This window comes from Methylobacterium sp. Leaf108, from assembly GCF_001423265.1.
Lineage (GTDB): Bacteria > Pseudomonadota > Alphaproteobacteria > Rhizobiales > Beijerinckiaceae > Methylobacterium.
In genome coordinates, this window is sequence record NZ_LMND01000031.1 from 56526 (window position 1) to 78568 (window position 22043).

Consider the following 22043-nt stretch of genomic DNA (forward strand, 5'->3'; position numbering starts at 1 on the left):
GGCCTGGTCAGACCAGAGCCGCCTTGATCGCCGCCGCGATGCGCTTCAATCCCGCCTCGACGTCGCCGCCCTTGATGTGGACCCGCAGGGCCCGGCGCCCGCGCTCGGCCAGCACCGAGAAGTCGCCCCGCGCCTGGGCCGCCACCACCGTCCCGAACCCGAGGGTGCGGCCGGGAATGGGGAGGTCCTGCGCCGGGTCGGCGGTGATCTGGAGGAACACGCCGGTGTCGGGCCCGCCCTTGTAGGCCTGGCCGGTGGAGTGGAGGAAGCGCGGCCCGAACTCGAGGCAGGTGGCGACCTTGCGAGTGTCGCGCAGCCGCACCCTGGCGTCCTGCAGGATGGCCCGATGCCCTTCGGTGCGCGCGACATAGGCCAGAAGCGCCACGTAGTCGCCGTCCTTCACCCGGGCGAGATGGGTGGCGATGGCCGCCTCCAGCCCCTCGGCCGCCGCGGGCAGCGCCCCGGCGTTGGCGGGGTCGGCGTAGAGGGCGATGGTGTCGTCGGCAAACAGCGGCGTCTCGGCGGGCAGGGCGCCGTCGCGCTCGGCCGCGTCGAACAGCTTCTTCGTCTCGATCTTGCTCGCCTCGACGTCGGGCTGGTCGAACGGGTTGATGCCCATCATCGCGCCGACCACGGCGGTGGCCATCTCGAAGCGGAAGAACTCCTGCGGCAGCTGCTCCTCGTTGGCCATCGTGATGTGGACGACCGGATGCCCCTCGCGCTCGAGGTTGCGCACCGCCTCGTCCTGGTAGGGGTCGGCGCGATTGTCGAGGCGCAGGTACACGAAGATGCGGTCGCGGCCGTAGACCGCCGGCACGTCCACCGGCTCGCCGTCGATGGGGATCAGGCCCTTGCCCTCCTTGCCGGTGGATTCGGCGATGAGCTGCTCGGCCCAGGCCCCGAAGGTGTCGATGCCCGGCGAGGCGATGAAGGTGACCTTGTCGCGCCCCGCCTGCAGGGCGGCCGCGCCCAGCGCCGTCCCCAGCAGCACGCCGGGGTTCTGGGCCGGCGGCACGGCCGGGCCGCAGGAGCGCACCATCGTCCGGGCGGTGTTCAGGAAGGCCTCGACGTCGATGCCCGAGGCGGCGGCCGGCACCAGCCCGAAGGCCGAGAGCACCGAATAGCGCCCGCCGATCTGCTTGACGCCGTAGAACACCTTGCGGAAGCCGTCGGCCTTGGCCGCCGCCTCCATGGCCGAGCCGGGATCGGTCACGGCCACGAAATGCGCGCCCGCCCGCGCCCCCACCAGCGCCTTCATCCGGCCGAGGAAATAGTCGCGGAACACGTTGGGCTCGAGGGTCGAGCCGGACTTGCTCGCCACGACGAACAGCGTCGTCTCCAGGGTGACGGCCGCCTCGACCTGCCGGACCTGGTCGGGATCGGTGGAATCGAGGATGCGCAAGCTCGGGTAGCCCTCGCGCGCGCCGTAGGTCTCGGCCAGCACCTCGGGCCCGAGGCTCGACCCGCCCATGCCGAGCACCACCACGTCGGTGAACCCGGTCTGGCGCACGTCCTCGGCGAAGGCGGCGTAGTCGGACACATGGGCGAGCTCGTCCTCGACGATGCGCAGCCAGGACAGCCATTTGTCCTCGTCGGTGTCGCTCCAGAGGGTCTTGTCGCGGGCCCAGAGCCGGCGGATCGCGCCGGACGCGCGCCAGGCCTCCACCGCCTTGCGGGCGTGGCCGCCGATGGCGTCGTCGAGGACCAGGGTCTGGCCGTCGAGCTTGGGCCCGAGCAGGTCGGCGCGCTTGGCCGCCACCGCGCCCAGGAGCTTGTCGGCGGCGTCGATGAAGAGCTGCACGCCCTCCTCGACGAGCCTTGTCGTGATCGCGTCGATGTCGATCCCGGCGGCGGCGAGGCTCGCCATCACGGCTCTTGCGCCCGCGACGTCCTCCTCGATGGCGGCGCGCACGGTGCCGTGGTCGCGAAACGCGTCCATGGTGGCCGGCGGCATGGTGTTGACGGTGTCGGGGCCGATCAGCTCCTCGACGTAGAGCACGTCGGAATAGGCCTTGTTCTTGGTGCCGGTGGAGGCCCAGAGCAGGCGCTGCGGCTTGGCGCCCCTGGCCGCCAGGGCCTGCCAGGCCGGCTCGGCGACGATGCGCTTGTAGCGCTGGTAGGCGAGCTTGGCGTTGGCGATCGCGACCTTGCCCTTCAGGGCCTCCAGCGCCGCCTTCTCGTCGGCGCCCTCGGTCCGGGCGATCGCCTCGTCCAGCGCCTTGTCGACCGCCACGTCGATGCGGCTGATGAAGAAGCTGGCGACGCTCGCCACCCGGGAGACGTCGCCGCCCTTGTCGGCGAAGGCCCGGAGGCCGGCGACGAAGGCGCGCGCCACCTGCTCGTAGGCGTCCTGCCCGAACAGCAGGGTGACGTTGACGCTGATGCCCTCGGCGGTGAGCGCCTGGATCGCCGGGATGCCGGCGGGGGTGGCCGGCACCTTCACCATCAGGTTGTCGCGGGCGACCGTGGCGTGCAGGCGCCGGGCTTCCTCGAGGGTGTCCTCGGTGCTCAGGGCGAGGTAGGGCGAGACCTCGAGGCTGACGTAGCCGTCGGCCCCGTCGCTCGCCTCGTAGACCGGGCGCAGCACGTCGGCGGCCGCCTGGATGTCGGCGATGGCGCAGCCCTCGTAGAGGTCGACGACGCGGCTGTCGCCCCCGTCCATCACCGCCTTCAGGGCCCCGTCGTATTCGGTGGAATCGCCGATCGCCTTCTCGAAGATCGACGGGTTGGAGGTGACGCCGCGCAGGCCGTCGCCGTCCACCAGGGCCTTGAGGCGGCCGTCGGCGATGAAGCCGCGCGCGACGAAGTCGAGCCACACGGCCTGGCCCTGTTCGGGGAAGAGTGCCTTGAGCGGGTTCATGCCGGTCTCCTGTTTCTTCGTGACCAGGCCGAACGGGGGCCTGGCGCCTCTCCTCCCCCTGGTGGGGAGGAGGAGGGAGGTGGGGGTGGCCGGGTGCCCCCGACATCCGGGACGGCGGAACCACCCTCACCCCCGGCCCCTCCCCACAGGGGGGAGGGACGTCTCGCTACGTCCTGTGCTTGGCGATCTGGTGCTTGGCGATCTGGTCCCGCGCGGCCTGCAGCACCTTGTCCGGCGTGAAGCCGAACTTGGTCTGGAGGTCCTTGATCGGCGCGGACGAGCCGAAGGTGTGCATGCCGATGATCGTGCCGGCCGAGCCGGCGTAGCGGTCCCAGCCGATCGCGGAGCCCTGTTCCACCGCGACGCGGGCGAGAACCCGCGACGGCAGCACCGCGTCGCGGTAGGCCTGCGTCTGGCGCTCGAACAGGTCCCAGGACGGCATCGAGACGACGCGGGCCTTCACCCCGTCCGCCGTCAGCGCCTCGTAGGCGCCGATGCAGAGCTGCACCTCGCTGCCCGTCCCGATCAGGATGACGTCGGGCGTGTCGTCGCCGCCCGCCAGCACGTAGGCGCCCCGGGCGACGCCGGCGGCACTCGCGAAGCGGGTCCGGTCCAGGGTCGGCAGCGGCTGGCGCGAGAGGGCCAGGACCGCCGGCTGGTTCTTCAGGCCCATGATCACCCGATAGGCCTCCGACACCTCGTTGGCGTCGGCCGGGCGCAGGGTGACGAGGCCGGGGATGCAGCGCAGGCTCAGGAGCTGCTCCACCGGCTGGTGGGTCGGCCCGTCCTCGCCGACGCCGATGGAATCGTGCGTGAACACGTGGAAGACCGGCAGCTCCATCAGGGCCGCGAGGCGGATCGGCGGGCGCATGTAGTCGGCGAACACCAGGAAGGTGGCGCCGTAGGCCCGGAGGCCGACGAGGCCGAGGCCGTTCACGATCGAGCCCATCGCATGCTCGCGCACGCCGAAGTGGATGTTGCGGCCGCCCGGATCGAACGGCGACAGGGTGCCGGCGCCTTCGAACTCGAGCTTGGTCTTGTTGGAGGGGGCCAGATCGGCAGACCCGCCAAGGAGATGGGGCAGGTTCTTGGCAATCGCGTTGAGGACCTTGCCCGAGGATTCGCGGGTGGCCATGCCCTTGGCGTCGGCCGGGAAGACCGGGATGTCGCTGTCCCAGCCCTCGGGCAGACGGCCCTCGTGGATGGCGGCGATCTCCTCGGCCAGCGCCGGATCGGAGGCCTTGGCCTCGGCGAGGAAGCCCTCCCAATCGGCATAGAGCGCCGCCCCCCGCTCGCCGATTCCGGCCCGGAAGTTCTCGACGACCCCGTCGGGCACGAGGAACTGCGCGTCCTCGGGCCAGCCGTAGGCGCGCTTGGCGCCCCGGGCCTCCTCCTCGCCGAGAGCGTCGGAATGGGCCTTGGAGGTGTTCTGCTTGCTTGGTGCGCCGAACCCGATCACCGAGTTGACCACGATGAGGGTCGGCCGGTCGCCGGACTGCAGGAAGGTCTCCAGGGCGCCGGCGATGGCGTGCACGTCGTTGGCGTCCGCCACCCGCAGCACCTGCCAGCCGTAGGCGAGGAAGCGCGTCGCCACCTCCTCGGAGAAGGCGAGCTCGGTATGGCCCTCGATGGTGATGGTGTTGTTGTCGTAGATCCAGCACAGGTTCGACAGGCGCAGATGCCCGGCGATGGAGGCGGCCTCGGCGGCCACGCCCTCCATCAGGTCCCCGTCCGAGCAGATGGCGTAGACGTTGTAGTCGATTAGCGGCAGGTCGGGCCGGTTCAGGGTCTCGCCGAGGAAGCGCCCGCCGATGGCCATGCCCACCGAGTTGGCGACCCCCTGGCCGAGCGGCCCGGTGGTGGTCTCGACGCCGGTGGTGAAGTGGTACTCCGGGTGGCCCGGCGTCTTCGAGTCGAGCTGGCGGAAGTTCTTGATGTCCTCGAGGCTCACAGCCGGCGCGTTGCCGCCGTCCGTCTCCGCCACGCCGGCCAGATGCAGCAGCGCGTAGAGCAGCATGGAGGCGTGGCCGGCCGACAGCACGAAGCGGTCGCGGTTGGGCCAGTGCGGATGCGCCGGATCGTAGCGCAGGTAGCGGTTCCACAGGGTGTAGGCGACGGGGGCGAGCGCCATCGGGGCGCCCGGGTGCCCGGAATTGGCCTTCTGCACCGCGTCGATCGCCAGCGTCCGGATCGTATCGATCGAGAGCTTGTCGATCTCGCTCAAGGCGCCCGTGGGCTTGGTGTCGGCTCCGCTCATGTCTCAGTCTTTCCGTTCTTCTGCACGCGGCGGCGCCGGGCGGCTCGCCCGGATCCCCGTGCATCAGGTCCCCATGCATGCGGCACCCGCGCCGCGATGTCCTTCACCCCGGGACGCGTCCATCCATGAGACGCGTCCGTCAAAGAGACGCCTCGGCCGATCGGGCCGGCCGCGGGCGTGGTCTCACCCCTCGCACCGCTCCTTGGCAGGTCCGGCGGCACGCGCATAGTTCAGGATCGTGTTCACGAGGGTGACGTGGCTGAAAGCCTGAGGGAAATTGCCCACGAGCCGCTTGGCCTCCACGTCGTATTCCTCGGACAGCAGCCCGAGATCGGTGCTGAGACCGATGAGCCGCTCGATCATGGCGCGCGCCTCCTCCCGGCGGCCGAGGCCGATGAGATTGTCGGCATACCAGAAACTGCAGGGCAGGAACGCCCCCTCGCCGCCGGGCAGGCCGTCGGTGGCCTGATCCTCGGTGTCATAGCGCAGGACGAGGCCGTCGCGCATCAGGGTCCGGCCGATCGCCGCCACCGTGCCGACCACACGCGGGTCGTCCTGGGGCAGGAACCCCACGAGGGCGATGAGCAGCAGGCTCGCATCGAGGCTCTTGCCGCCGTAGAACTGTACGAAGCTGCCGAGCTCGGGATCGAAGCCCTTCTGGCAGACCTCCGCATGGATGCGGTCGCGGGTGGCGCGCCAGCGGTCCACCGGGGCGTCGGGGGCGTCACCGTCCTCGTAGGCCCGGATCGCCCGGTCGAAGGCGACCCAGGCCATGACCTTGGAATGGACGAAGTGCCGGCGCCCGCCGCGCACCTCCCAGATGCCCTCGTCGGGCTCGGTCCAGACCGTCTCGAGATGGCGCAGGAGGGCGAGGCCGACCCGCCAGCCGTCGCGGTCGCCCAGGAGCCCGCGCTGGCGCGCCTGGAACAGCGCATCGAAGATCTCGCCGTAGACGTCGAGCTGGAACTGGTCGACCGCGGCGTTGCCGATCCGCACGGGCTTGGCGCCCTCGTAGCCGGGCAGCCAGTCGAGCTCGATCTCGGGCAGCATGCGCTCGCCGGCGATGCCGTAGAGGATGTGGGCCTGCTCCGGGTTGCCGGCCACCGCCCGCACCAGCCAGTCGCGCCAGGCGCGGGCCTCGTCGATGTAGCCGCCGTCCATCAGCGCGATCAGGGTGAAGGTGGAATCGCGCAGCCAGCAGTAGCGGTAGTCCCAGTTGCGCACGCCGCCGAGCTCCTCCGGCAGGGAAGTGGTGGGCGCCGCCACGATCCCGCCGGTGGGCTGGTAGATCAGCGCCTTGAGGGTCAGGAGCGACCGTTGCAGGACCTCGTCCCAGGGGGTGCCGCGGGCGCAGCGGATCGACCAGTCGCGCCAGTAGCGGTCGGTCTCGAACAGCACCTTGCGCGGCTCGATGGGGGGCGGATCGTCCTCGTGCGAGAGGCCGTAGCTGAGGGTGAAGGCGACGCTCTCCCCCGCCGCGACAGCGAAGTCCGCGACCGTGGTCTGGTCCTCGCCGCGCAGCGGCACGGGGGTGCGCAGCACCACCTTGTGCGGTCCCGAGATGGCCCTCAGGTCACCGAGCTCGTTGTGGGAGACCCACGGGACGGCGAGCCCGTAGTCGAACCGCACCGAGAGCCGCATCCGCATCGCCACGGAGCCGGTGAGACCCTCGACGATGCGCACGAGGTGGGAGCCGTCGTTGGCCGGCATGTAGTCGGTGACCCGGACCTCGCCGGTGGGGGTCGCGTAGCAGGTCTCCAGGACGAGGCTGCCGCTGCGGTAGGCCCGCGACTCCACCGCGTCGGCCTCGACGGGGAAAAGCGACCAGAAGCCGTGATCCTCGGTGCCGAGGAGCGCGGCAAAGCAGGCGGACGAATCGAACCGCGGCCAGCACAGCCAGTCGACGCTGCCCCTGCGCCCGATCAGAGCCGCCGTGCGGCCGTCGCCGACGAGCGCGTAATCCTCGATCCGTCCTGCCATCCATGCCCTCGGCGTCGCTCACGGGGCCAGCCCGTCCGCGAGCGCCGTCGTCCCGCGTCCAGGTAGGTCTCGGGGGCGAGCGGGTCCAGACCGCAGGGGGAATGGCAGGGATGATGTCGCGCGAAGGGCGGCGCCGGAGCGCCGGCCGCTCAGCGCAGGTCGCCCACGAGATCGCCGACCGCACCGCCGATGGCGACGGCCTCGGTCCGGAGGGCGGCGGCCTGGGCCCCGACGAAGCCAACGGTGCGCCGGACGGCGCGGATCGTGGGCGCCAGCGTCGGGGCGAAGGGCAGCAGGCGCTCCGGCAGCGCCTCGTCGGCGGCCTCGGCCTCGACCACGGCGGCCGCGAACGGCTGCGCCTCGGCCGGAACGACGGGGGCGGCCGGGTGCCGGCGCGGCGACGTCGCCGCTGTCTGCGCCGGCGCCTCGCGGCAGCGGTCCCCGCCGCAGCGGCCGAGGGATGCGGGGATTTGGGGGACGGCGATATGTGGGGCGGCGATCCTGACCGGTCGCGCGGCGACGCGGGCGACCGTCACGGACGGCACCAGGGGCGTGAACGCGGCGAAGGTGGCGACGGCCCCGGTCCGGTCCTGGTCGAGAACGGCCACCGAAGGCTCGGCCGCGCCGAGGGGCAGGCGGGCCATGCGCGGCAGCGCCGGGGCATCGGACGAGACCGATGTGGAGACTGTGGCGGCCGGCTCGGAGGGGCCGGTCGCGGGCATCGACTCCCAGCACACCGCGGTCAGTCCGATCACGGCGGCGACGACGAGGGTGGGCAGGAACGGCAGGGTCGCGCCGGCCGACGGCGCTCCGGCGAACGCGTCCGGCCCGGTGCATGGCCCGATGCTTGGCCCGTTCCGCCTCGCCATCTCGTCCGACCCTCCGGTGCTTGCGCCTGCGGCGATAGAGCCCGCGGTTTGCGGCGGAAGCGGGGCCGTTTGCTTGCCCGACCGTAACTTGCGGAACCGCCGAGCCGTCGCCTATGGATGCCGCGCAGCGAGGGGCGGGCGTCCCCTCTTGCCCCCTGGCTTCGATGACCGAGACCACCCTCACCGTCGCCGTGATCGACCCGAGCCACGCCCGCGCCGCGATCCTCGAGGAGGGGCTGCGGGCGGCGGGGGTGGAGCGCGTCGTCATCCTGTCCGACAGTGCCGACCTGCCCGCGCAGGTGGCGGCCCTGCGGCCGGACGTGGTGGTCATCCACCTGGAGAGTCCGAGCCGGGACATCCTCGAACAGATGTCGGGCCTGTCGCGCCACGTCGAACGGCCGGTGGCGATGTTCGTCGACCGCTCCGACGTGCCGATGATGCAGGCGGCGGTGGATGCCGGCATCTCGGCCTACGTGGTCGACGGGCTGCAGCCCCAGCGCATCCGCTCGATCCTCGACATCGCGATCCTGCGCTTCAACGCCTTCGCCCGGCTGCAGCGCGAATTGTCCGAGGCCCGCGAGGAACTGGCCGACCGCAAGGTCATCGAACGCGCCAAGGGCATCCTCATGGCCGCCCGCGGCCTCGGCGAGGAGGAGGCCTACAAGATGATGCGGCGCAAGGCCATGAACGAGAAGCGGCGGATGGCGGACATCGCCCGGGCCATCGTCACCGCCGCGGACATGCTCGGATGAGGCTCCAGATCGGCTACGTCCCGCTCCTCGATGCGGCCGCGCTGATCGCGGCGGTGAAGCTCGGCTTCACGGCCCAGGAGGGGCTCGCCGTGGACCTCGTGCCGGTGCCGTCCTGGGCGACCCTGCGCGACAGGCTGGCGCTCGGCCACCTCGACGGGGCGCACATGCTGGCGCCGCTGGCGGTGGCGAGCGCGCTCGGCCTCAGCGGCCTGGAGACGCCGCTGATCGTGCCGATCGCGCTCAACCTCAACGGCAACGCCATCACCGTGTCGATGCCGGTCTGGGAGGCGATGGCCGTCACCGACGGCAGCGACGCGGGCACCGTGGCCCGGGCCTTCGCCGGCGTCGCCCGGCGCCGGTCGGGGGAGGGCAGGCCGCTCGTCATCGGCACCGTGCACCCGTTCTCCAGCCACACCTACCAGCTCCGGCGCTTCGCCGAACTCGGCGGCCTCGACCTGGACGAGGGCGTCCACCTCGTGGTGATCCCGCCGCCGCAGATCGCCGAGGCGCTGCAGCGCCGGCTCATCGACGGGTTCTGCGTCGGCAGCCCCTGGAACAGCGTCGCGGCCGCCGCCGGCTACGGGCGGGTCGCGGTCCTGGGCAGCGAACTCATCGCCGATTGCCCGGAAAAGGTGCTGGCCCTGCCCGCCAGCGAGACCGAGATCAGCCTGCCGCTGGTGCGGGCCCTGCGCCGGGCCGGGCTCTGGTGCCAGGAGCCGGGCAACCGCGCGCAGCTGGCCGCGCTGCTGTCCGCGCGCGACGTCCTCGGCGTCGATCCCACCGTACTGGGGCATGCCCTGGCGGGAACCCCGATCTCGGGCGCCGACGGTGCCGTCAGGGTCGATCCGCGTTTCATCGTGTTCGGGGAGGGCGCGCAAAGGCCCGATCCCGCCCACGCGCTCTGGTGCCTCGATGCGATGCGGCGGGCCGGCCAGGTCGTCCCGACCGCAGGCGCGGCCGAGGTCGCCGCCGCGATCTACCGGCCCGACCTCTACGACGACGCCCTCGCGACCGGGATCGCCTGAGTCCGTCACGCAACGCCGGATGCCTTTCTGCACGGCACACCGGCAGCCTGCCCGGCTTTTGTGCAGCGCACTCAAGACGCCGAGACCGGGCGAGGCGGCGCCCGCCGTCGCCGTGCCCCCCTTGCGCTGCCGTCCGCGACTGGAATCGGCCGCTCACGGCGGTTGGCACGCGATCTGCAAGCCTCCCCCCGGTCCGTCAAAGGCGATGGGCGTATCCGTCGGCAAAGCCGCTGACCCAAGTCTTCCGTTGGCGCGCATCCGCTGCTGCCGACGATCGGCGCTGGGCGGCGGTTTTTTGTTTGGCGATCTTCACGAGGGAGTCTGCGGTTCGATGGGTGACAGTTTTCAACATGACCGCCCCACAAGCCGGCGCAGCCTCCTGAAGGGGGCGGCCGCCGCCCTCTCGGTGGCCGCCGCCGCCCGGGCCGCCCTTCCCGGCGGCGCCTTCGCGCAAGGCGCGGGGCCGGAGGTCAAGGGCGCCAAGCTCGGCTTCATCGCGCTCACCGATGCCGGCCCGCTGTTCGTCGCCAAGGAGAAGGGCTTCTTCGCCAAGCACGGCATGCCCGACGTCGAGGTGCTCAAGCAGGCCTCCTGGGGCACCACCCGCGACAACCTCGTGCTGGGCTCGGAGGGCAACGGCATCGACGGCGCCCACATCCTGACGCCGATGCCCTACCTCATCACCGCCGGCCGCGTGACGCAGAACAACGTCCCCGTGCCGATGCAGATCCTGGCGCGGCTCAACACCAACGGCCAGTGCATCTCGGTGGCCAAGGAATACCTCGAGCAGAAGGTCGGGCTCGATTCCAAGGTGTTCAAGGCGGCCGTCGAGAAGAAGCGCGCCGCCGGCAAGTCGGCCAAGGCGGCCATGACCTTCCCCGGCGGCACCCACGATCTCTGGATCCGCTACTGGATGGCGGCCGGCGGCATCGACCCGGACAAGGACATCGAGACCATCGTCGTGCCCCCGCCCCAGATGGTGGCGAACATGAAGGTCGGCACGATGGACTGCTTCTGCGTCGGCGAGCCGTGGAACGCCCAGCTCGTGCAGCAGGGGCTCGGCTACACCGCGCTCACCACCGGCGAACTCTGGAAGGACCACCCCGAGAAGGCCTTCGCCATGCGCACCTCCTGGGTGGAGAAGAACCCGATCGCGACCAGGGCGCTGCTGATGGCGGTGCTCGAGGCGCAGATGTGGTGCGACAAGCCCGAGAACCGCGACGAGTTCGCCGCCATCGTCGCCAAGCGCCAGTGGATCAACATCCCCGTCGGCGACGTGGCCGGCCGCATGAAGGGCACCATCGACTACGGCGACGGCCGCGTGGTCGAGAACAGCCCGCACATCATGAAGTTCTTCGCCGACAATTCCTCCTACCCCTACCAGTCCCACGACCTCTGGTTCCTCACCGAGGACATCCGCTGGGGCAAGTTCGACGCGCAGACCGACACCAAGGCGCTCATCGCCAAGGTCAACCGCGAGGACCTCTGGCGCGAGGCCGCCAAGGCGCTCGGCGTCACCGCGATCCCGGCCTCGACCTCGCGCGGCAAGGAGACCTTCTTCGACGGCAAGGTGTTCGATCCGGCCGATCCCGCCGCCTACCTCGCCAGCCTCGGCATCAAGAGGACCGCTTAAATGGCCACCACCTCCACCATCGGCGTCACCGCGCCGGGCATCGCCGCCAAGGCCGCGGAGAAGGCACCGCGGGCGCCGTTCATCACCGCGGCGTCCCTGCGGGGGATGGCCGCCAACCTGATCCCGCCCGTGGTGGTGATGATCGCCTTCCTGGTGATCTGGGAGCTCTTGTGCTCGCGCCCCGGCGCCGGCCTGCCGCCGCCCTCGCGCGTGGTCACCGAGGCCTGGGACATCATCGTCAACCCGTTCTACGACAACGGCGGCACCGACAAGGGCCTGTTCTGGCACATCTCCGCCAGCATCCAGCGCGTCGCCCTGGGCTTCGCCCTCGCCACCGTCGTCGGCATCCTGGTCGGCACCCTGATCGGGCAGTCGGACTGGGCCATGCGCGGGCTGGACCCGATCTTCCAGGTGCTGCGCACGATCCCGCCGCTGGCCTGGCTGCCGCTCTCGCTCGCCGCCTTTCGCGACGGGCAGCCCTCGGCGATCTTCGTGATCTTCATCACCTCGATCTGGCCGATCATCATCAACACGGCCGTGGGCATCCGCAACATCCCGCAGGACTACCGCAACGTCTCGGCGGTGCTGCAGCTCAACCCGATCGAGTTCTTCTCCAAGATCATGCTCCCCTCGGCCGCTCCCTACATCTTCACCGGCCTGCGCATCGGCGTCGGCCTGTCCTGGCTCGCCATCGTGGCCGCCGAGATGCTGATCGGCGGCGTCGGGATCGGGTTCTTCATCTGGGACGCGTGGAATTCCTCGCACATCAGCGAGATCATCGTCGCCCTCGTCTACGTCGGGGTGATCGGGTTCATCCTCGACCGCTTCGTGGCCTTCATCGGCAACCTCGTCACCCGCGGCGCCGCCGCCTGACCCCCGTGCCCGCGGCCCGGCGGGCCGCGGGCACGCCCCCGACGACGCCCGCTTCCTCCGACATCGAAGAGCCCACGATGACCTACCTCAGCATCGAGAACGTCGGCATCAGCTTCACGCGCAACGGCCGCACCAACGAGGTGCTGCGCGACGTGAGCGTGAAGATCGCCAGGGGCGAGTTCGTCTCGCTGATCGGGCACTCGGGCTGCGGCAAGTCGACGGTGCTCAACATCGTCGCCGGCCTGCTCAAGGCCTCCACCGGCGTGGTTCTCCTGGAGGACAAGGAGGTGAACAGCCCCGGCCCCGACCGGGCCGTGGTGTTCCAGAACCATTCCCTCCTGCCCTGGCTCACGGTGCGCGAGAACGTGTCGCTGGCCGTGGACAAGGTGATGAAGGGCCGCAAGACCAAGGCCGAGCGCAACGAGTGGATCGACCACAACCTGGCGCTCGTGAACATGACCCATGCGGCCGAGCGGCGGCCCAACGAGATCTCGGGCGGCATGAAGCAGCGCGTGGGCATCGCCCGGGCGCTCGCGATGGAGCCCAAGGTGCTGCTGCTCGACGAGCCCTTCGGGGCGCTCGACGCGCTCACCCGCGCCCACCTTCAGGATTCGCTGATGGAGATCCACGGGCGGCTCGGCAACGCCGTCATCATGATCACCCACGACGTCGACGAGGCGGTGCTGCTGTCCGACCGCATCGTGATGATGACCAACGGCCCCTCGGCCACGGTCGGCGAGATCCTCAAGGTCGACCTCGAGCGCCCGCGCCGCCGCCTCGAACTCGTCGAGGACCCGACCTACACCCACGCCCGCGCCGAGGTGCTGGAGTTCCTCTACGCCCGCCACGCCAAGCCGGCGGTGGCGGCCTGACGCGGACCGTGCGGGAGCCCGTCATGCGTGAGCGTCTCGTCGTCATCGGCAACGGCATGGCCTCGTTGCGCTTCCTCGAACGCCTGACCGAGGCGGCGCCGGGCCTCTACGACGTCACGGTGGTCGGCGCCGAGCCGGTGGCCGCCTACAACCGGGTGCTGCTGTCCTCGCTGCTCGGCGGCGAGGTCGACGAGGGCGCCTGCGCCTTCCGGGGCCTCGACTGGTACGAGAGCCACGGCATCCGCCTCATCACCGGCGCTCCGGTCACGCAGATCGACCGCGAGAACGCGATGGTCATCGTCGGCGAGGCGCACGTCCTGCCCTTCGACAAGCTCGTGCTGGCCGTCGGCTCCCTGCCGATCCGGCTGCCGAAGCCCGGCATGGACCTGCCCGGCGTCCTCACCTTCCGCGACCTCGCCGACGTCGCCGCGATCCGCCGGGCGGCGGTGGCCGGGGCGAAGGCCATCGTCATCGGCGGCGGCCTGCTCGGGCTGGAGGCGGCCGTCGGCCTCGCCCGCCTCGGGGTCGACACCACCCTGCTCCACGTCATGGACCGGCTGATGGAGCGCCAGCTCGACCACGCGGCCGCCGACCTCGTCAAACGCGCCATGGAATCGCGCGGCATCCGGGTGCTGCTCGAGGCCGACACCGCCACGATCGAGGGCGAGGGCCGGGTCGAGCGCCTCGTCCTCTCGGACGGCACGGTGCTGCCGGCCGACCTCGTGGTGATGTCGGTGGGGGTGCGCCCCAACGCGGGCCTGGCCCGGGACGCCGGGATCGAGGTCGGTCGCGGCATCAAGGTCGACGACCGCATGACGAGTTCGGACCCGCGCATCTTCGCGCTCGGCGAATGTGCCGAGCATCGCGGGCTCGTCTACGGCCTCGTGGAGCCGGCCTACGAGCAGGCCGAGGCCCTGAGCCGCCACCTCATCGGCGAGGAGGCGGCCTATGCCGGCACCGCCCTGTCGACGAGCCTCAAGGTCTCGGGCCTGCCGGTGTTCTCCGCCGGGCAGATCGAGGCGCCCGATGGCGCCGAGACGGTGGTGATGTCCGATCCCGGCCTCGGCCTCTACCGCAAGCTCGTCATCGCCGACGACCGGCTCATCGGCGCGGTCTTCGTCGGCGACATCTCCGAACAGGGCTGGTGCAAGTCCCTGATCCGCTCGGGCGAACGCATCGCGGACCGCCGCGACGACCTGATGTTCGGGCGCGCGGCGCCCCAAGCTCAATCCCTGGCAGCATGATGGAGGCTACCATGGCCGACGACTTCAACGCCGAGCAGAAGCGCTACCTCGAAGGCTTCGCCTCGGGCATCGCCGCCGCGCGCCTCACCGGCGGCCTCGCCCTCGGGCAAGGTGCCGCCGCGCCCTCCGAACCCACCGGGCCGGACGCAATCCACATCAAGGCGCAGGACGCCGCCGTGAAGGCCGGCGGCAAGCTCGTCGACCAGGAGAAGTGGAAGCGCGCCGAGAACCCGTTCGAGGGCCACAACCGCCTCATCGCGGAAGCCGCCGCCGGCAAGACCCCGAAGCCCGAGGACAACTTCCGCTGGCGCTACCACGGCCTGTTCTGGCTCTCGCCGGCCAGCAGCGATTTCATGTGCCGCCTGCGCATCCCCAACGGCATCCTGCAGCACTGGCAGTTTGCCGGCATCGCCGACCTCGCCGACGCCCACGGCGGCGGCTACAGCCACGTCACCACCCGCGCCAACCTCCAGGTCCGCGAGATCAAGGTCGAGCACGGCCAGCCCTTCCTCGACGGGCTGATCGACCTCGGGCTCACCGCCCGCGGCTCGGGGGCGGACAACATCCGCAACGTCACCGGCTCGCCGGTGGCCGGCATCGACGCGCAGGAACTGCTCGACACCCGGCCGCTGGCGAAATCCTGGCACAACTGGATCGTCAACGACCGCTCGCTCTACGGCCTGCCGCGCAAGTTCAACGTCGCCTTCGACGGCGGCGGCGTCATGCCGGTGCTGGAGGAGACCAACGACATCGGCTTCCAGGCGGTCGAGGTCCTGGAGGGTGCCGCGGTCGCTCCGGGCGTGTGGATGCGCCTCGTGCTCGGCGGCATTTCCGGCCACCGCGACCTCGCCCGCGACACCGGCGTCGTCCTGAAGCCCGGGGACTGCAACCGGGTCGCCGACGCGATCCTGCGGGTGTTCATCAAGAACGGCGACCGCACCAACCGCAACAAGAGCCGCATGAAGTACGTCCTCGACGCCTGGGGCTTCGACAAGTACCTCGCCGCCGTCGAAGAGGAGCTGGGCTACACGCTCGCTCGTGTCGATCCCGCCCATGTCGCCCCGCGCGGGCCCATGGACCGCTTCGCCCATGTCGGCGTCCACGAACAGGTGCAGCCCGGCCTCAACTGGATCGGCGTGATCCTGCCGGTGGGCAAGATGACCACCGACCAGATGCGGGCCCTGGCCGCCATCGCCGCCGACTGCGGCGACGGCGCCATCCGCCTCACCGTCTGGCAGAACTTCCTGTTCTCGGGCGTGCCTGACGCGAAGGTCGCCGAGGTCGAGGCGCGGGTCGCCGCGCTGGGGCTCACCACCTCGGCCTCCAGCATCCGCGCCGGCCTCGTGGCCTGCACCGGCATCAAGGGCTGCAAGTTCGCCGCCTCCGACACCAAGGGCCACGCCCTGATGATCGCCGACTACATCGAGGCGAACGTCCTCGAGCTCGACGTGCCGGTGAACGTCCACGTCACCGGCTGCCACCATTCCTGCGCCCAGCACTACATCGGCGACATCGGCCTCATCGGCGCCAAGGTCCCGGTGGGCGAGGAGGGCGACACCGTCGAGGGCTACGACATCGTCGTCGGCGGCGGCTTCGGCGACGCCCCCAAGATCGGCACCGAGATCTGGAAGGCGGTCAAGGCCGAGGATTGCCCCGGCCGGGTCGAGGCGCTGCTGCGCAGCTACCTCGCCCGGCGCACGAGCCCCGCCGAGAGCTTCCAGGCCTTCACCGCCCGCACCGGGCCCGAGACCCTGCGCAACCTCGCCGAAGACCAACCCGTGTTGAGAGCCGCCGCATGAGCGAGCACGTCGCCCCCCCGCTGGTCCTCATCCCCGAGACCGCCCCCTTCTCCGACGACCAGCGCTCCTGGCTGTCGGGCTATTTCGCGGCGCTGCTCGGCCCGGCCGTCGAGGGTGCCACCGCGCTGGCACCCGGCGCCCTGCCGGGCGGGCCAAAGCTCGCCGACAACGACGACGCGCCCTGGCACGACCCGGCCATGCCCCTGCCCGAGCGCATGGACATGGCGCGTGAGCGGCCCGAGCCCCAGAAGCTGATGGCGGCCATGGCCCAGCAGGACTGCGGCCAGTGCGGCTACAACTGCGCCGATTACGCCAATGCGATCTTCCTCAAGAAGGAGGAGCGGCTGAACCTGTGCCAGCCCGGGGGCAAGGACACCCTCCGGATGCTCAAGAAGCTGGAGGAGGAGTTCGGCGCTGCCGGAGGCGTCACCGCCAAGACCGTCGATGCCGATGCGCCCAAGGCGGAGGCCCCGCTCGGCCCGCTCGGCTACTGCCGCGAAAACCCGGTGGAGGCGACCTTCCTGTTCCGCAGGCGCCTCAACGCGCCGGGCGGCGAGAAGGAGACCTGGCACATCGAGTTCGACCTGACGGATACGCCGATCGAATACGTCGTCGGCGATTCGCTGGGCCTGTTCCCGACCAACGCCCCGGCGTTGGTCGATGCGGTGATCGCCGAACTCGGCAGCCGGCCCGAGCGGATGATCGGGGGCAAGACCCTGCGTCAGCGCCTCATCGCCGACTACGCGCTCGGCGGCGCGCCGGACGCGCTCTACCAGCTCCTCTCGCTTCTCACCGCGGGGGAGGCCCGCAGGAAGGCGCAGGCGCTCGCCGCCGGCGAGGACCCGGACGGGGACGCCGCCCATCTCGACGTGCTCGGCGCGCTCCACAAGTTCCCCGGTGCCCGGCCCGATGCGGAGGTGTTCCTGGAAGCCTTGGACGCGTTGCAGCCGCGGCTGTACTCGATCTCGTCGAGCCCCAAGGCCGATCCGGGCCGGGTCTCGCTGACGGTGGACGCGGTGCGCTACACCCACCGCTCGCGCCTGCGGCTCGGCGTCGCCTCGACGCACCTGGGCGAGCGCATGCCCGAGAGCACCAAGGTCAAGGTCTACCTGCAGAAGGCGCACGCCTTCGCGCTGCCCGAGGATCTCTCGAAGGACGTGATCATGTGCGGCCCCGGCACCGGCATCGCGCCGTTCCGGGCCTTCCTGCGCGAGCGGGCCGCGACCAAGGCGCCGGGGCGCAACTGGCTGTTCTACGGCCACCAGCGCCAGGCCTCCGACTTCTTCTACAGGGACGAGCTGAACGGCCTGAAGGACGCGCGTGTTCTGACCCGCCTGTCGCTGGCCTGGTCGCGCGACGGTACCGAGAAGACCTACGTCCAGGACCGCATGCGCGAGAACGGCGCCGAACTCTGGAAGTGGCTGGAGGACGGCGCGCATTTCTACGTCTGCGGCGATGCCAAGCGCATGGCCAAGGACGTCGAGCGCGCGATCATCGACGTCGCCGGCGCCCACGGCGGCAAGAACCCCGACGAGGCCGTGGCCTATCTCGCGCACCTGAAGAAGAGCGGGCGCTACCAGGCCGACGTTTACTGAGGTGGCATTCCCCCTCCCCGCAAGGGGGGAGGACACGTCGCCATCCCCGAGGATCACGCCATGAATGCGCACGTCCCGGACCCGGTGCCGGTCACCGTCAAGACCACCTGCCCCTATTGCGGCGTCGGCTGCGGCGTGCTCGCGACCCCGGACGGGCAGGGCGGGGCGGCGATCGCGGGCGACCCGTCGCATCCGGCCAACTTCGGCCGCCTGTGCTCGAAGGGCTCGGCGCTGGGCGAGACCCTGTCCCTCGACGGCCGGCTGCTGCACCCCTCCGTCGACGGCGCCCGGGCGAGCTGGGACGCCGCCCTGTCGACGGTGGCCGACGGCTTTGCCCGCATCGCCGCAAAGCACGGGCCGGAGGCGATCGCGTTCTACCTGTCGGGCCAGTTGCTCACGGAGGATTATTACGTCGCCAACAAGCTCGCCAAGGGCTTCATCGGCACGCCCAACGTCGACACCAACTCGCGCCTGTGCATGTCGAGCGCGGTGGCCGCGCACAAGCGCGCCTTCGGCTCGGACACGGTGCCCGGCTGCTACGAGGACCTCGACGAGGCCGACGTGATCGTGCTGGTGGGCTCCAACACCGCCTGGTGCCACCCGATCCTGTTCCGCCGCATGGTCGACGCGCGCACCCGGCGCGGGACGAAGCTCGTCGTCGTCGATCCCCGGCGCACCCAGACCGGGGAGGAGGCCGACCTCTTCCTCGGGCTCGAGCCCGGCACCGACACGGCCCTGTTCTCCGGCCTCTTCGTCCATCTGGCCGAGACCGGGGCGATCGACCGCCGCTTCGTCACCGAGCACACCGCGGATTTCGAGGCCGCCCTGGAGCGCGCCCGCACCATCGCCCCCGACGTACCCGCAACCGCTCGGGCGACCGGCCTCGCGATCGCGGACGTGGCCGCCTTCTTCGCGCTGTTCGCCGCGACCCCGCGCGTGGTCACCGCCTTCTCGCAGGGCGTGAACCAGTCGGCGCAGGGGACCGACAAGGGCAACGCGATCATCAACTGCCACCTGGCCACCGGGCGCATCGGCAAGCCCGGGTGCGGGCCGTTCTCGCTCACCGGCCAGCCCAACGCCATGGGCGGGCGCGAGGTCGGGGGGCTGGCCAACATGCTGGCCGCCCACATGGGCTTTTCCGCCCCCGACGTCGACCGGGTCCGCCGGTTCTGGGACGCGCCGGCCATCGTCACCGGCGAGGGCAGGAAGGCCGTGGCCCTGTTCGAGGGGATCCGCGCCGGCACCGTCAAGGCGCTGTGGGTGATAGGCACCAACCCCCTCGTCTCGATGCCGCAGGCGGACACGATCCGCGAGAGCATGGGACAACTCGACCTCTACGTGGTCTCCGAGGCGGTGGACGACAGCGACACGGTACGCGCACGCGGGCGGACCACGGTGCTGTTGCCGGCGCTGGCCTGGGGCGAGAAGGACGGCACCGTCACCAACTCCGAGCGCCGCATCTCGCGCCAGCGCGGGTTCCTGCCCGCGCCGGGCGAGGCCCGCGCCGATTGGGCGGTGATGGCAGACGTCGGCCGGCGCCTGGGCTTCGGGGCCGCCTTCCGGTTCGACGGGCCGGCGGCGGTGTTCCGCGAGCATGCCGCCCTCTCCGGCTTCGAGAACGCGGGCAGCCGCGACTTCGACCTCACCGGCGTCGGCGCCATCACCGACGCCGCCTACGCCGACGCCGCGCCGCTGCAATGGCCGCTGCGCGACTCAGGGGATGGACAGGCCCGGCTGTTCGCGGACGGCCGCTTCTTCACGCCCGACCGGCGCGCCCGCTTCGTGGCGGTGGAAGCGCCGGCACTGGCCTCGGCGCCGAGCCCGGACTTCCCCTTCGTCCTCAACACCGGCCGGGTCCGCGACCACTGGCACACGATGACGCGCACCGGCAAAAGCCAGCGCCTCTCGGCGCACCGGGCCGTGCCCTTCGTCGAGATCCACCCCGACGACGCGGCCGCGGCGGGCCTCGCCAACGGGGACCTCGCGCGGGTCGCCACGTTCCACGGCAGCGCCGTCCTCGAGGTGATGGTCACCGCAGGCGTCCGTCCGGGCAGCCTGTTCGCCCCCTTCCACTGGAGCGACGCCACGGCGTCGGACGCCCGCGTCGGCGCCCTGGTGCGTGGCGTGCCCGACCCGGTCTCGGGCCAGCCCGAGCTCAAGGCGACCCCGGCCGCGGTCGCGCCGGTCGCCTACCGCCACCGCGGCTTCCTCCTCGCCCGCGCGCCGATCCGTCCGCCGGCGGGCTGGTGGTGGGCGCGGGCCACGGTCCAGGGCGGCTCGGGGCTGCAGTTCGCCACGCAGGATTCCTCCCGCGAGGTGGCCCTGGCGATGCGCGGCCTGTTCCAGGGCCTCGACGTCGCCGACTACGCCGACCACGGTCGCGGCCGCTATCGCTGTGCCGTGTACGACGAGGGCCGCCTCGTCGCCTGCCTCGCCCTGGCACCGAGCGCGGAGCGCCCGGACTGGGAGGCGGAAAAGGCCTATTTCGCGGCTCCGGCCCTCGAGCCGAGCGCGCGGCGCGCGCTGCTCTCGGGCCGGGCCGAGACCGCATCGGCCGGGCCCACGGTCTGTGCCTGCCATGGGGTCGGCCTCGACGTGATCGCGGCCGCCATCGCGGCGGGTGCCGGCAGCGTGGAGGCGGTGGGCGCCGCCTGCAGGGCGGGCACGAATTGCGGCTCGTGCATCCCTGAGATCCGCAAGATGCTGCCTCCCGCGCTTGCGCGCGACGCCGCGTAGTCGCACTTTCGGGTCGCGGGCCGTCCCAGGCCCGATCCGCTGTCGAGAACCATGAGTACACCGAGAACTCCCCGCGAAACCCGGGCCGCCGGAAGCACCACCCGCGAGGGCGCAGGTCCGGCCGGCCTCGAACCGCTCGCCGTCCTGCCGGTCTTCGTGCCGCTCGTCGGAAAGCGCGCGGTGCTCGCCGGGTCCAACGGCGGGGCGCCTTGGAAGGTGAAGCTGCTGGCCGCGGCCGGCGCCCACGTCGATGTCTACGCGCCCGAGCCGAGCGAGGAACTGCGCGCGGTGCCGGGGGAGATCGTCGCGGGCTCGGTCACGCTGCACGAGCGCCAGTGGCACCCGGCCGACCTCGACGGCGCCGCCTTCGTCATCGGCGCCATGGAGGACGAGACCGACTGCATCGAATTCGTCGCCGCCGGGCGCCGGGCCGGCGCCATCGTCAACGCCGTCGACCGGCCGCACCTGTGCGACGTGAAGTTCGGCGCCATCGTCAACCGCTCGCCGATGGTGGTCGGCATCTCCACCGAGGGCGCCGCCCCGGTCTTCGGGCAGACGGTGCGGGCCCGCATCGAGGGCATGCTGCCGCGCGGGTTCAAGGCCTGGATCGGCGCGGCGCGGGATTGGCGCGAGGAGGTGACGAGCCGCTTCCACGCCTTTTCCGACCGCCGCGCCTTCTGGGAGCGGTTCACGGATCGCGCCTTCGCCGAACCCGACCGGACGCCCACGAGCCAGGACCTCGCCGAACTCCTCGGCCAGACCGAGGCCGCGCCCAAGGGCGGGGCGGTGACGCTGGTCGGCGCCGGGCCCGGCGACGCCGAACTCCTCACCCTCAAGGCCCTGCGCGCCCTGCGCAACGCCGACGTGATCCTCTACGACGACCTCGTCGCGCCCGAGATCCTCGACTACGCCCGCCGCGAGGCCCGCACCATGCTGGTGGGCAAGACCGGGCACGGCCCGTCCTGTCGCCAGGACGACATCAACGCGCTGATGGTCTCGCTGGCCAAGTCCGGCAAGCAGGTGGTGCGGCTCAAGTCCGGCGATCCGCTGGTGTTCGGCCGGGCCGGGGAGGAGATCGACGCCTGCCGTCTGGCCGGCGTGCCGGTGAGCGTGGTGCCCGGCATCTCGGCGGCGCAGGGCGCGGCGGCCTCGCTCACCGTCTCGCTCACCAACCGCGACGCGGCCCGGCGCCTGCAGTTCGTCACCGGCCACGACCGGCGCGGGGCGCTGCCCGAAGACCTCAACTGGGGGGCGCTGGCCGATCCGAGCGTCACCACCGTGGTCTACATGCCCAAGAAGACGCTGCGGGTGCTGCTGGAACGCGCGGTCGCCGAAGGGCTGGCGCCGACGACCACCGCGCTCCTCGTCTTCAACGCCACCCGGCCCAACCAGGCGGTGGTCGCGGGCACGGCCGCCGACCTCGCCGACCGGGTCGAGGCCTCGGGCCTGGAGGGACCCGCGCTGCTGATGGTGGGCGAGGCGTTGCACCACCACGGCGCCCAGGCGACGGCGGAGGCGGGCGAACGCGGGCAGGTGGCGGTGTGAAGG

Annotated in this window: 14 protein-coding genes; 10 read left to right on the forward strand and 4 right to left on the reverse strand. The window is 71.5% G+C overall.

Annotation, left to right across the window (positions count from 1 at the left end):
- Nucleotides 1-7: 7 nt before the first annotated feature.
- The 4 genes from ASF39_RS14970 to ASF39_RS14985 form a co-directional block, all read right to left on the reverse strand.
- Nucleotides 8-2860, reverse strand: a complete 2853-nt coding sequence (locus ASF39_RS14970; protein ID WP_056285340.1) for a bifunctional transaldolase/phosoglucose isomerase — start codon at nt 2858-2860, stop codon at nt 8-10.
- A 166-nt stretch (nt 2861-3026) separates the two neighbouring features.
- Nucleotides 3027-5117, reverse strand: coding sequence for a transketolase (gene tkt, locus ASF39_RS14975; protein ID WP_056285343.1), 2091 nt, complete (start codon nt 5115-5117; stop codon nt 3027-3029).
- Nucleotides 5118-5300: 183 nt separating this feature from the next.
- Nucleotides 5301-7097: a glycoside hydrolase family 15 protein gene (locus ASF39_RS14980; protein ID WP_056285348.1), complete on the reverse strand. Its 1797-nt coding sequence runs from the start codon at nt 7095-7097 to the stop codon at nt 5301-5303.
- 149 nt (nt 7098-7246) lie between these two features.
- Nucleotides 7247-7966: a hypothetical protein gene (locus tag ASF39_RS14985; RefSeq protein WP_056285351.1), complete on the reverse strand. Its 720-nt coding sequence runs from the start codon at nt 7964-7966 to the stop codon at nt 7247-7249.
- A 164-nt stretch (nt 7967-8130) separates the two neighbouring features.
- Here ASF39_RS14985 and ASF39_RS14990 point away from each other — a divergent pair, with 164 nt between their 5' ends.
- From ASF39_RS14990 to cysG, 10 genes are all read left to right on the forward strand, one after another.
- Nucleotides 8131-8718, forward strand: coding sequence for an ANTAR domain-containing protein (locus ASF39_RS14990; protein WP_055889067.1), 588 nt, complete (start codon nt 8131-8133; stop codon nt 8716-8718).
- The gene (locus tag ASF39_RS14995) at nt 8715-9743 is read left to right on the forward strand and encodes a CmpA/NrtA family ABC transporter substrate-binding protein (protein WP_056285353.1); all 1029 of its coding nucleotides are present in this window, start codon (nt 8715-8717) and stop codon (nt 9741-9743) included. Before ASF39_RS14990 ends, ASF39_RS14995 begins: the two co-directional genes overlap by 4 nt.
- 331 nt (nt 9744-10074) lie before the next feature.
- Nucleotides 10075-11376: a CmpA/NrtA family ABC transporter substrate-binding protein gene (locus ASF39_RS15000; protein WP_056285357.1), complete on the forward strand. Its 1302-nt coding sequence runs from the start codon at nt 10075-10077 to the stop codon at nt 11374-11376.
- Nucleotides 11377-12249: a nitrate ABC transporter permease gene (gene ntrB, locus ASF39_RS15005; protein ID WP_055889077.1), complete on the forward strand. Its 873-nt coding sequence runs from the start codon at nt 11377-11379 to the stop codon at nt 12247-12249.
- A gap of 77 nt (nt 12250-12326) precedes the next feature.
- Nucleotides 12327-13121, forward strand: coding sequence for an ABC transporter ATP-binding protein (locus tag ASF39_RS15010; RefSeq protein ID WP_056285359.1), 795 nt, complete (start codon nt 12327-12329; stop codon nt 13119-13121).
- Nucleotides 13122-13144: 23 nt separating this feature from the next.
- Entirely contained in the window at nt 13145-14365 is a 1221-nt protein-coding gene (locus tag ASF39_RS15015; protein ID WP_055889084.1) for an FAD-dependent oxidoreductase, read from the forward strand.
- Nucleotides 14366-14376: 11 nt separating this feature from the next.
- The gene (locus ASF39_RS15020) at nt 14377-16164 is read left to right on the forward strand and encodes a NirA family protein (protein WP_056285362.1); all 1788 of its coding nucleotides are present in this window, start codon (nt 14377-14379) and stop codon (nt 16162-16164) included.
- A complete protein-coding gene (locus tag ASF39_RS15025) occupies nt 16161-17759 on the forward strand; it encodes a sulfite reductase subunit alpha (RefSeq protein WP_056285365.1) in 1599 nt (532 codons plus the stop codon). The genes ASF39_RS15020 and ASF39_RS15025 overlap by 4 nt, the downstream gene beginning before the upstream one ends.
- 60 nt (nt 17760-17819) lie before the next feature.
- Complete coding sequence (locus ASF39_RS15030) at nt 17820-20495, forward strand: nitrate reductase (protein WP_056285368.1); 2676 nt, start codon at nt 17820-17822, stop codon at nt 20493-20495.
- Between the two features lie 51 nt (nt 20496-20546).
- Nucleotides 20547-22040, forward strand: coding sequence for a siroheme synthase CysG (gene cysG / locus ASF39_RS15035; protein ID WP_055889095.1), 1494 nt, complete (start codon nt 20547-20549; stop codon nt 22038-22040).
- Nucleotides 22041-22043: the final 3 nt, after the last annotated feature.

Excerpts from the sequence above, each read along its gene's own strand:
- ASF39_RS14970 (WP_056285340.1), bottom strand. The coding sequence starts at position 2,860 with ATGAACCCGCTCAAGGCACTCTTCCCCGAACAGGGCCAGGCCGTGTGG.
- tkt (WP_056285343.1), bottom strand. The coding sequence starts at position 5,117 with ATGAGCGGAGCCGACACCAAGCCCACGGGCGCCTTGAGCGAGATCGAC.
- ASF39_RS14980 (WP_056285348.1), bottom strand. The coding sequence starts at position 7,097 with ATGGCAGGACGGATCGAGGATTACGCGCTCGTCGGCGACGGCCGCACG.
- ASF39_RS14985 (WP_056285351.1), bottom strand. The coding sequence starts at position 7,966 with ATGGCGAGGCGGAACGGGCCAAGCATCGGGCCATGCACCGGGCCGGAC.
- ASF39_RS14990 (WP_055889067.1), top strand. The coding sequence starts at position 8,131 with ATGACCGAGACCACCCTCACCGTCGCCGTGATCGACCCGAGCCACGCC.
- ASF39_RS14995 (WP_056285353.1), top strand. The coding sequence starts at position 8,715 with ATGAGGCTCCAGATCGGCTACGTCCCGCTCCTCGATGCGGCCGCGCTG.
- ASF39_RS15000 (WP_056285357.1), top strand. The coding sequence starts at position 10,075 with ATGGGTGACAGTTTTCAACATGACCGCCCCACAAGCCGGCGCAGCCTC.
- ntrB (WP_055889077.1), top strand. The coding sequence starts at position 11,377 with ATGGCCACCACCTCCACCATCGGCGTCACCGCGCCGGGCATCGCCGCC.
- ASF39_RS15010 (WP_056285359.1), top strand. The coding sequence starts at position 12,327 with ATGACCTACCTCAGCATCGAGAACGTCGGCATCAGCTTCACGCGCAAC.
- ASF39_RS15015 (WP_055889084.1), top strand. The coding sequence starts at position 13,145 with ATGCGTGAGCGTCTCGTCGTCATCGGCAACGGCATGGCCTCGTTGCGC.
- ASF39_RS15020 (WP_056285362.1), top strand. The coding sequence starts at position 14,377 with ATGGCCGACGACTTCAACGCCGAGCAGAAGCGCTACCTCGAAGGCTTC.
- ASF39_RS15025 (WP_056285365.1), top strand. The coding sequence starts at position 16,161 with ATGAGCGAGCACGTCGCCCCCCCGCTGGTCCTCATCCCCGAGACCGCC.
- ASF39_RS15030 (WP_056285368.1), top strand. The coding sequence starts at position 17,820 with ATGAATGCGCACGTCCCGGACCCGGTGCCGGTCACCGTCAAGACCACC.
- cysG (WP_055889095.1), top strand. The coding sequence starts at position 20,547 with ATGAGTACACCGAGAACTCCCCGCGAAACCCGGGCCGCCGGAAGCACC.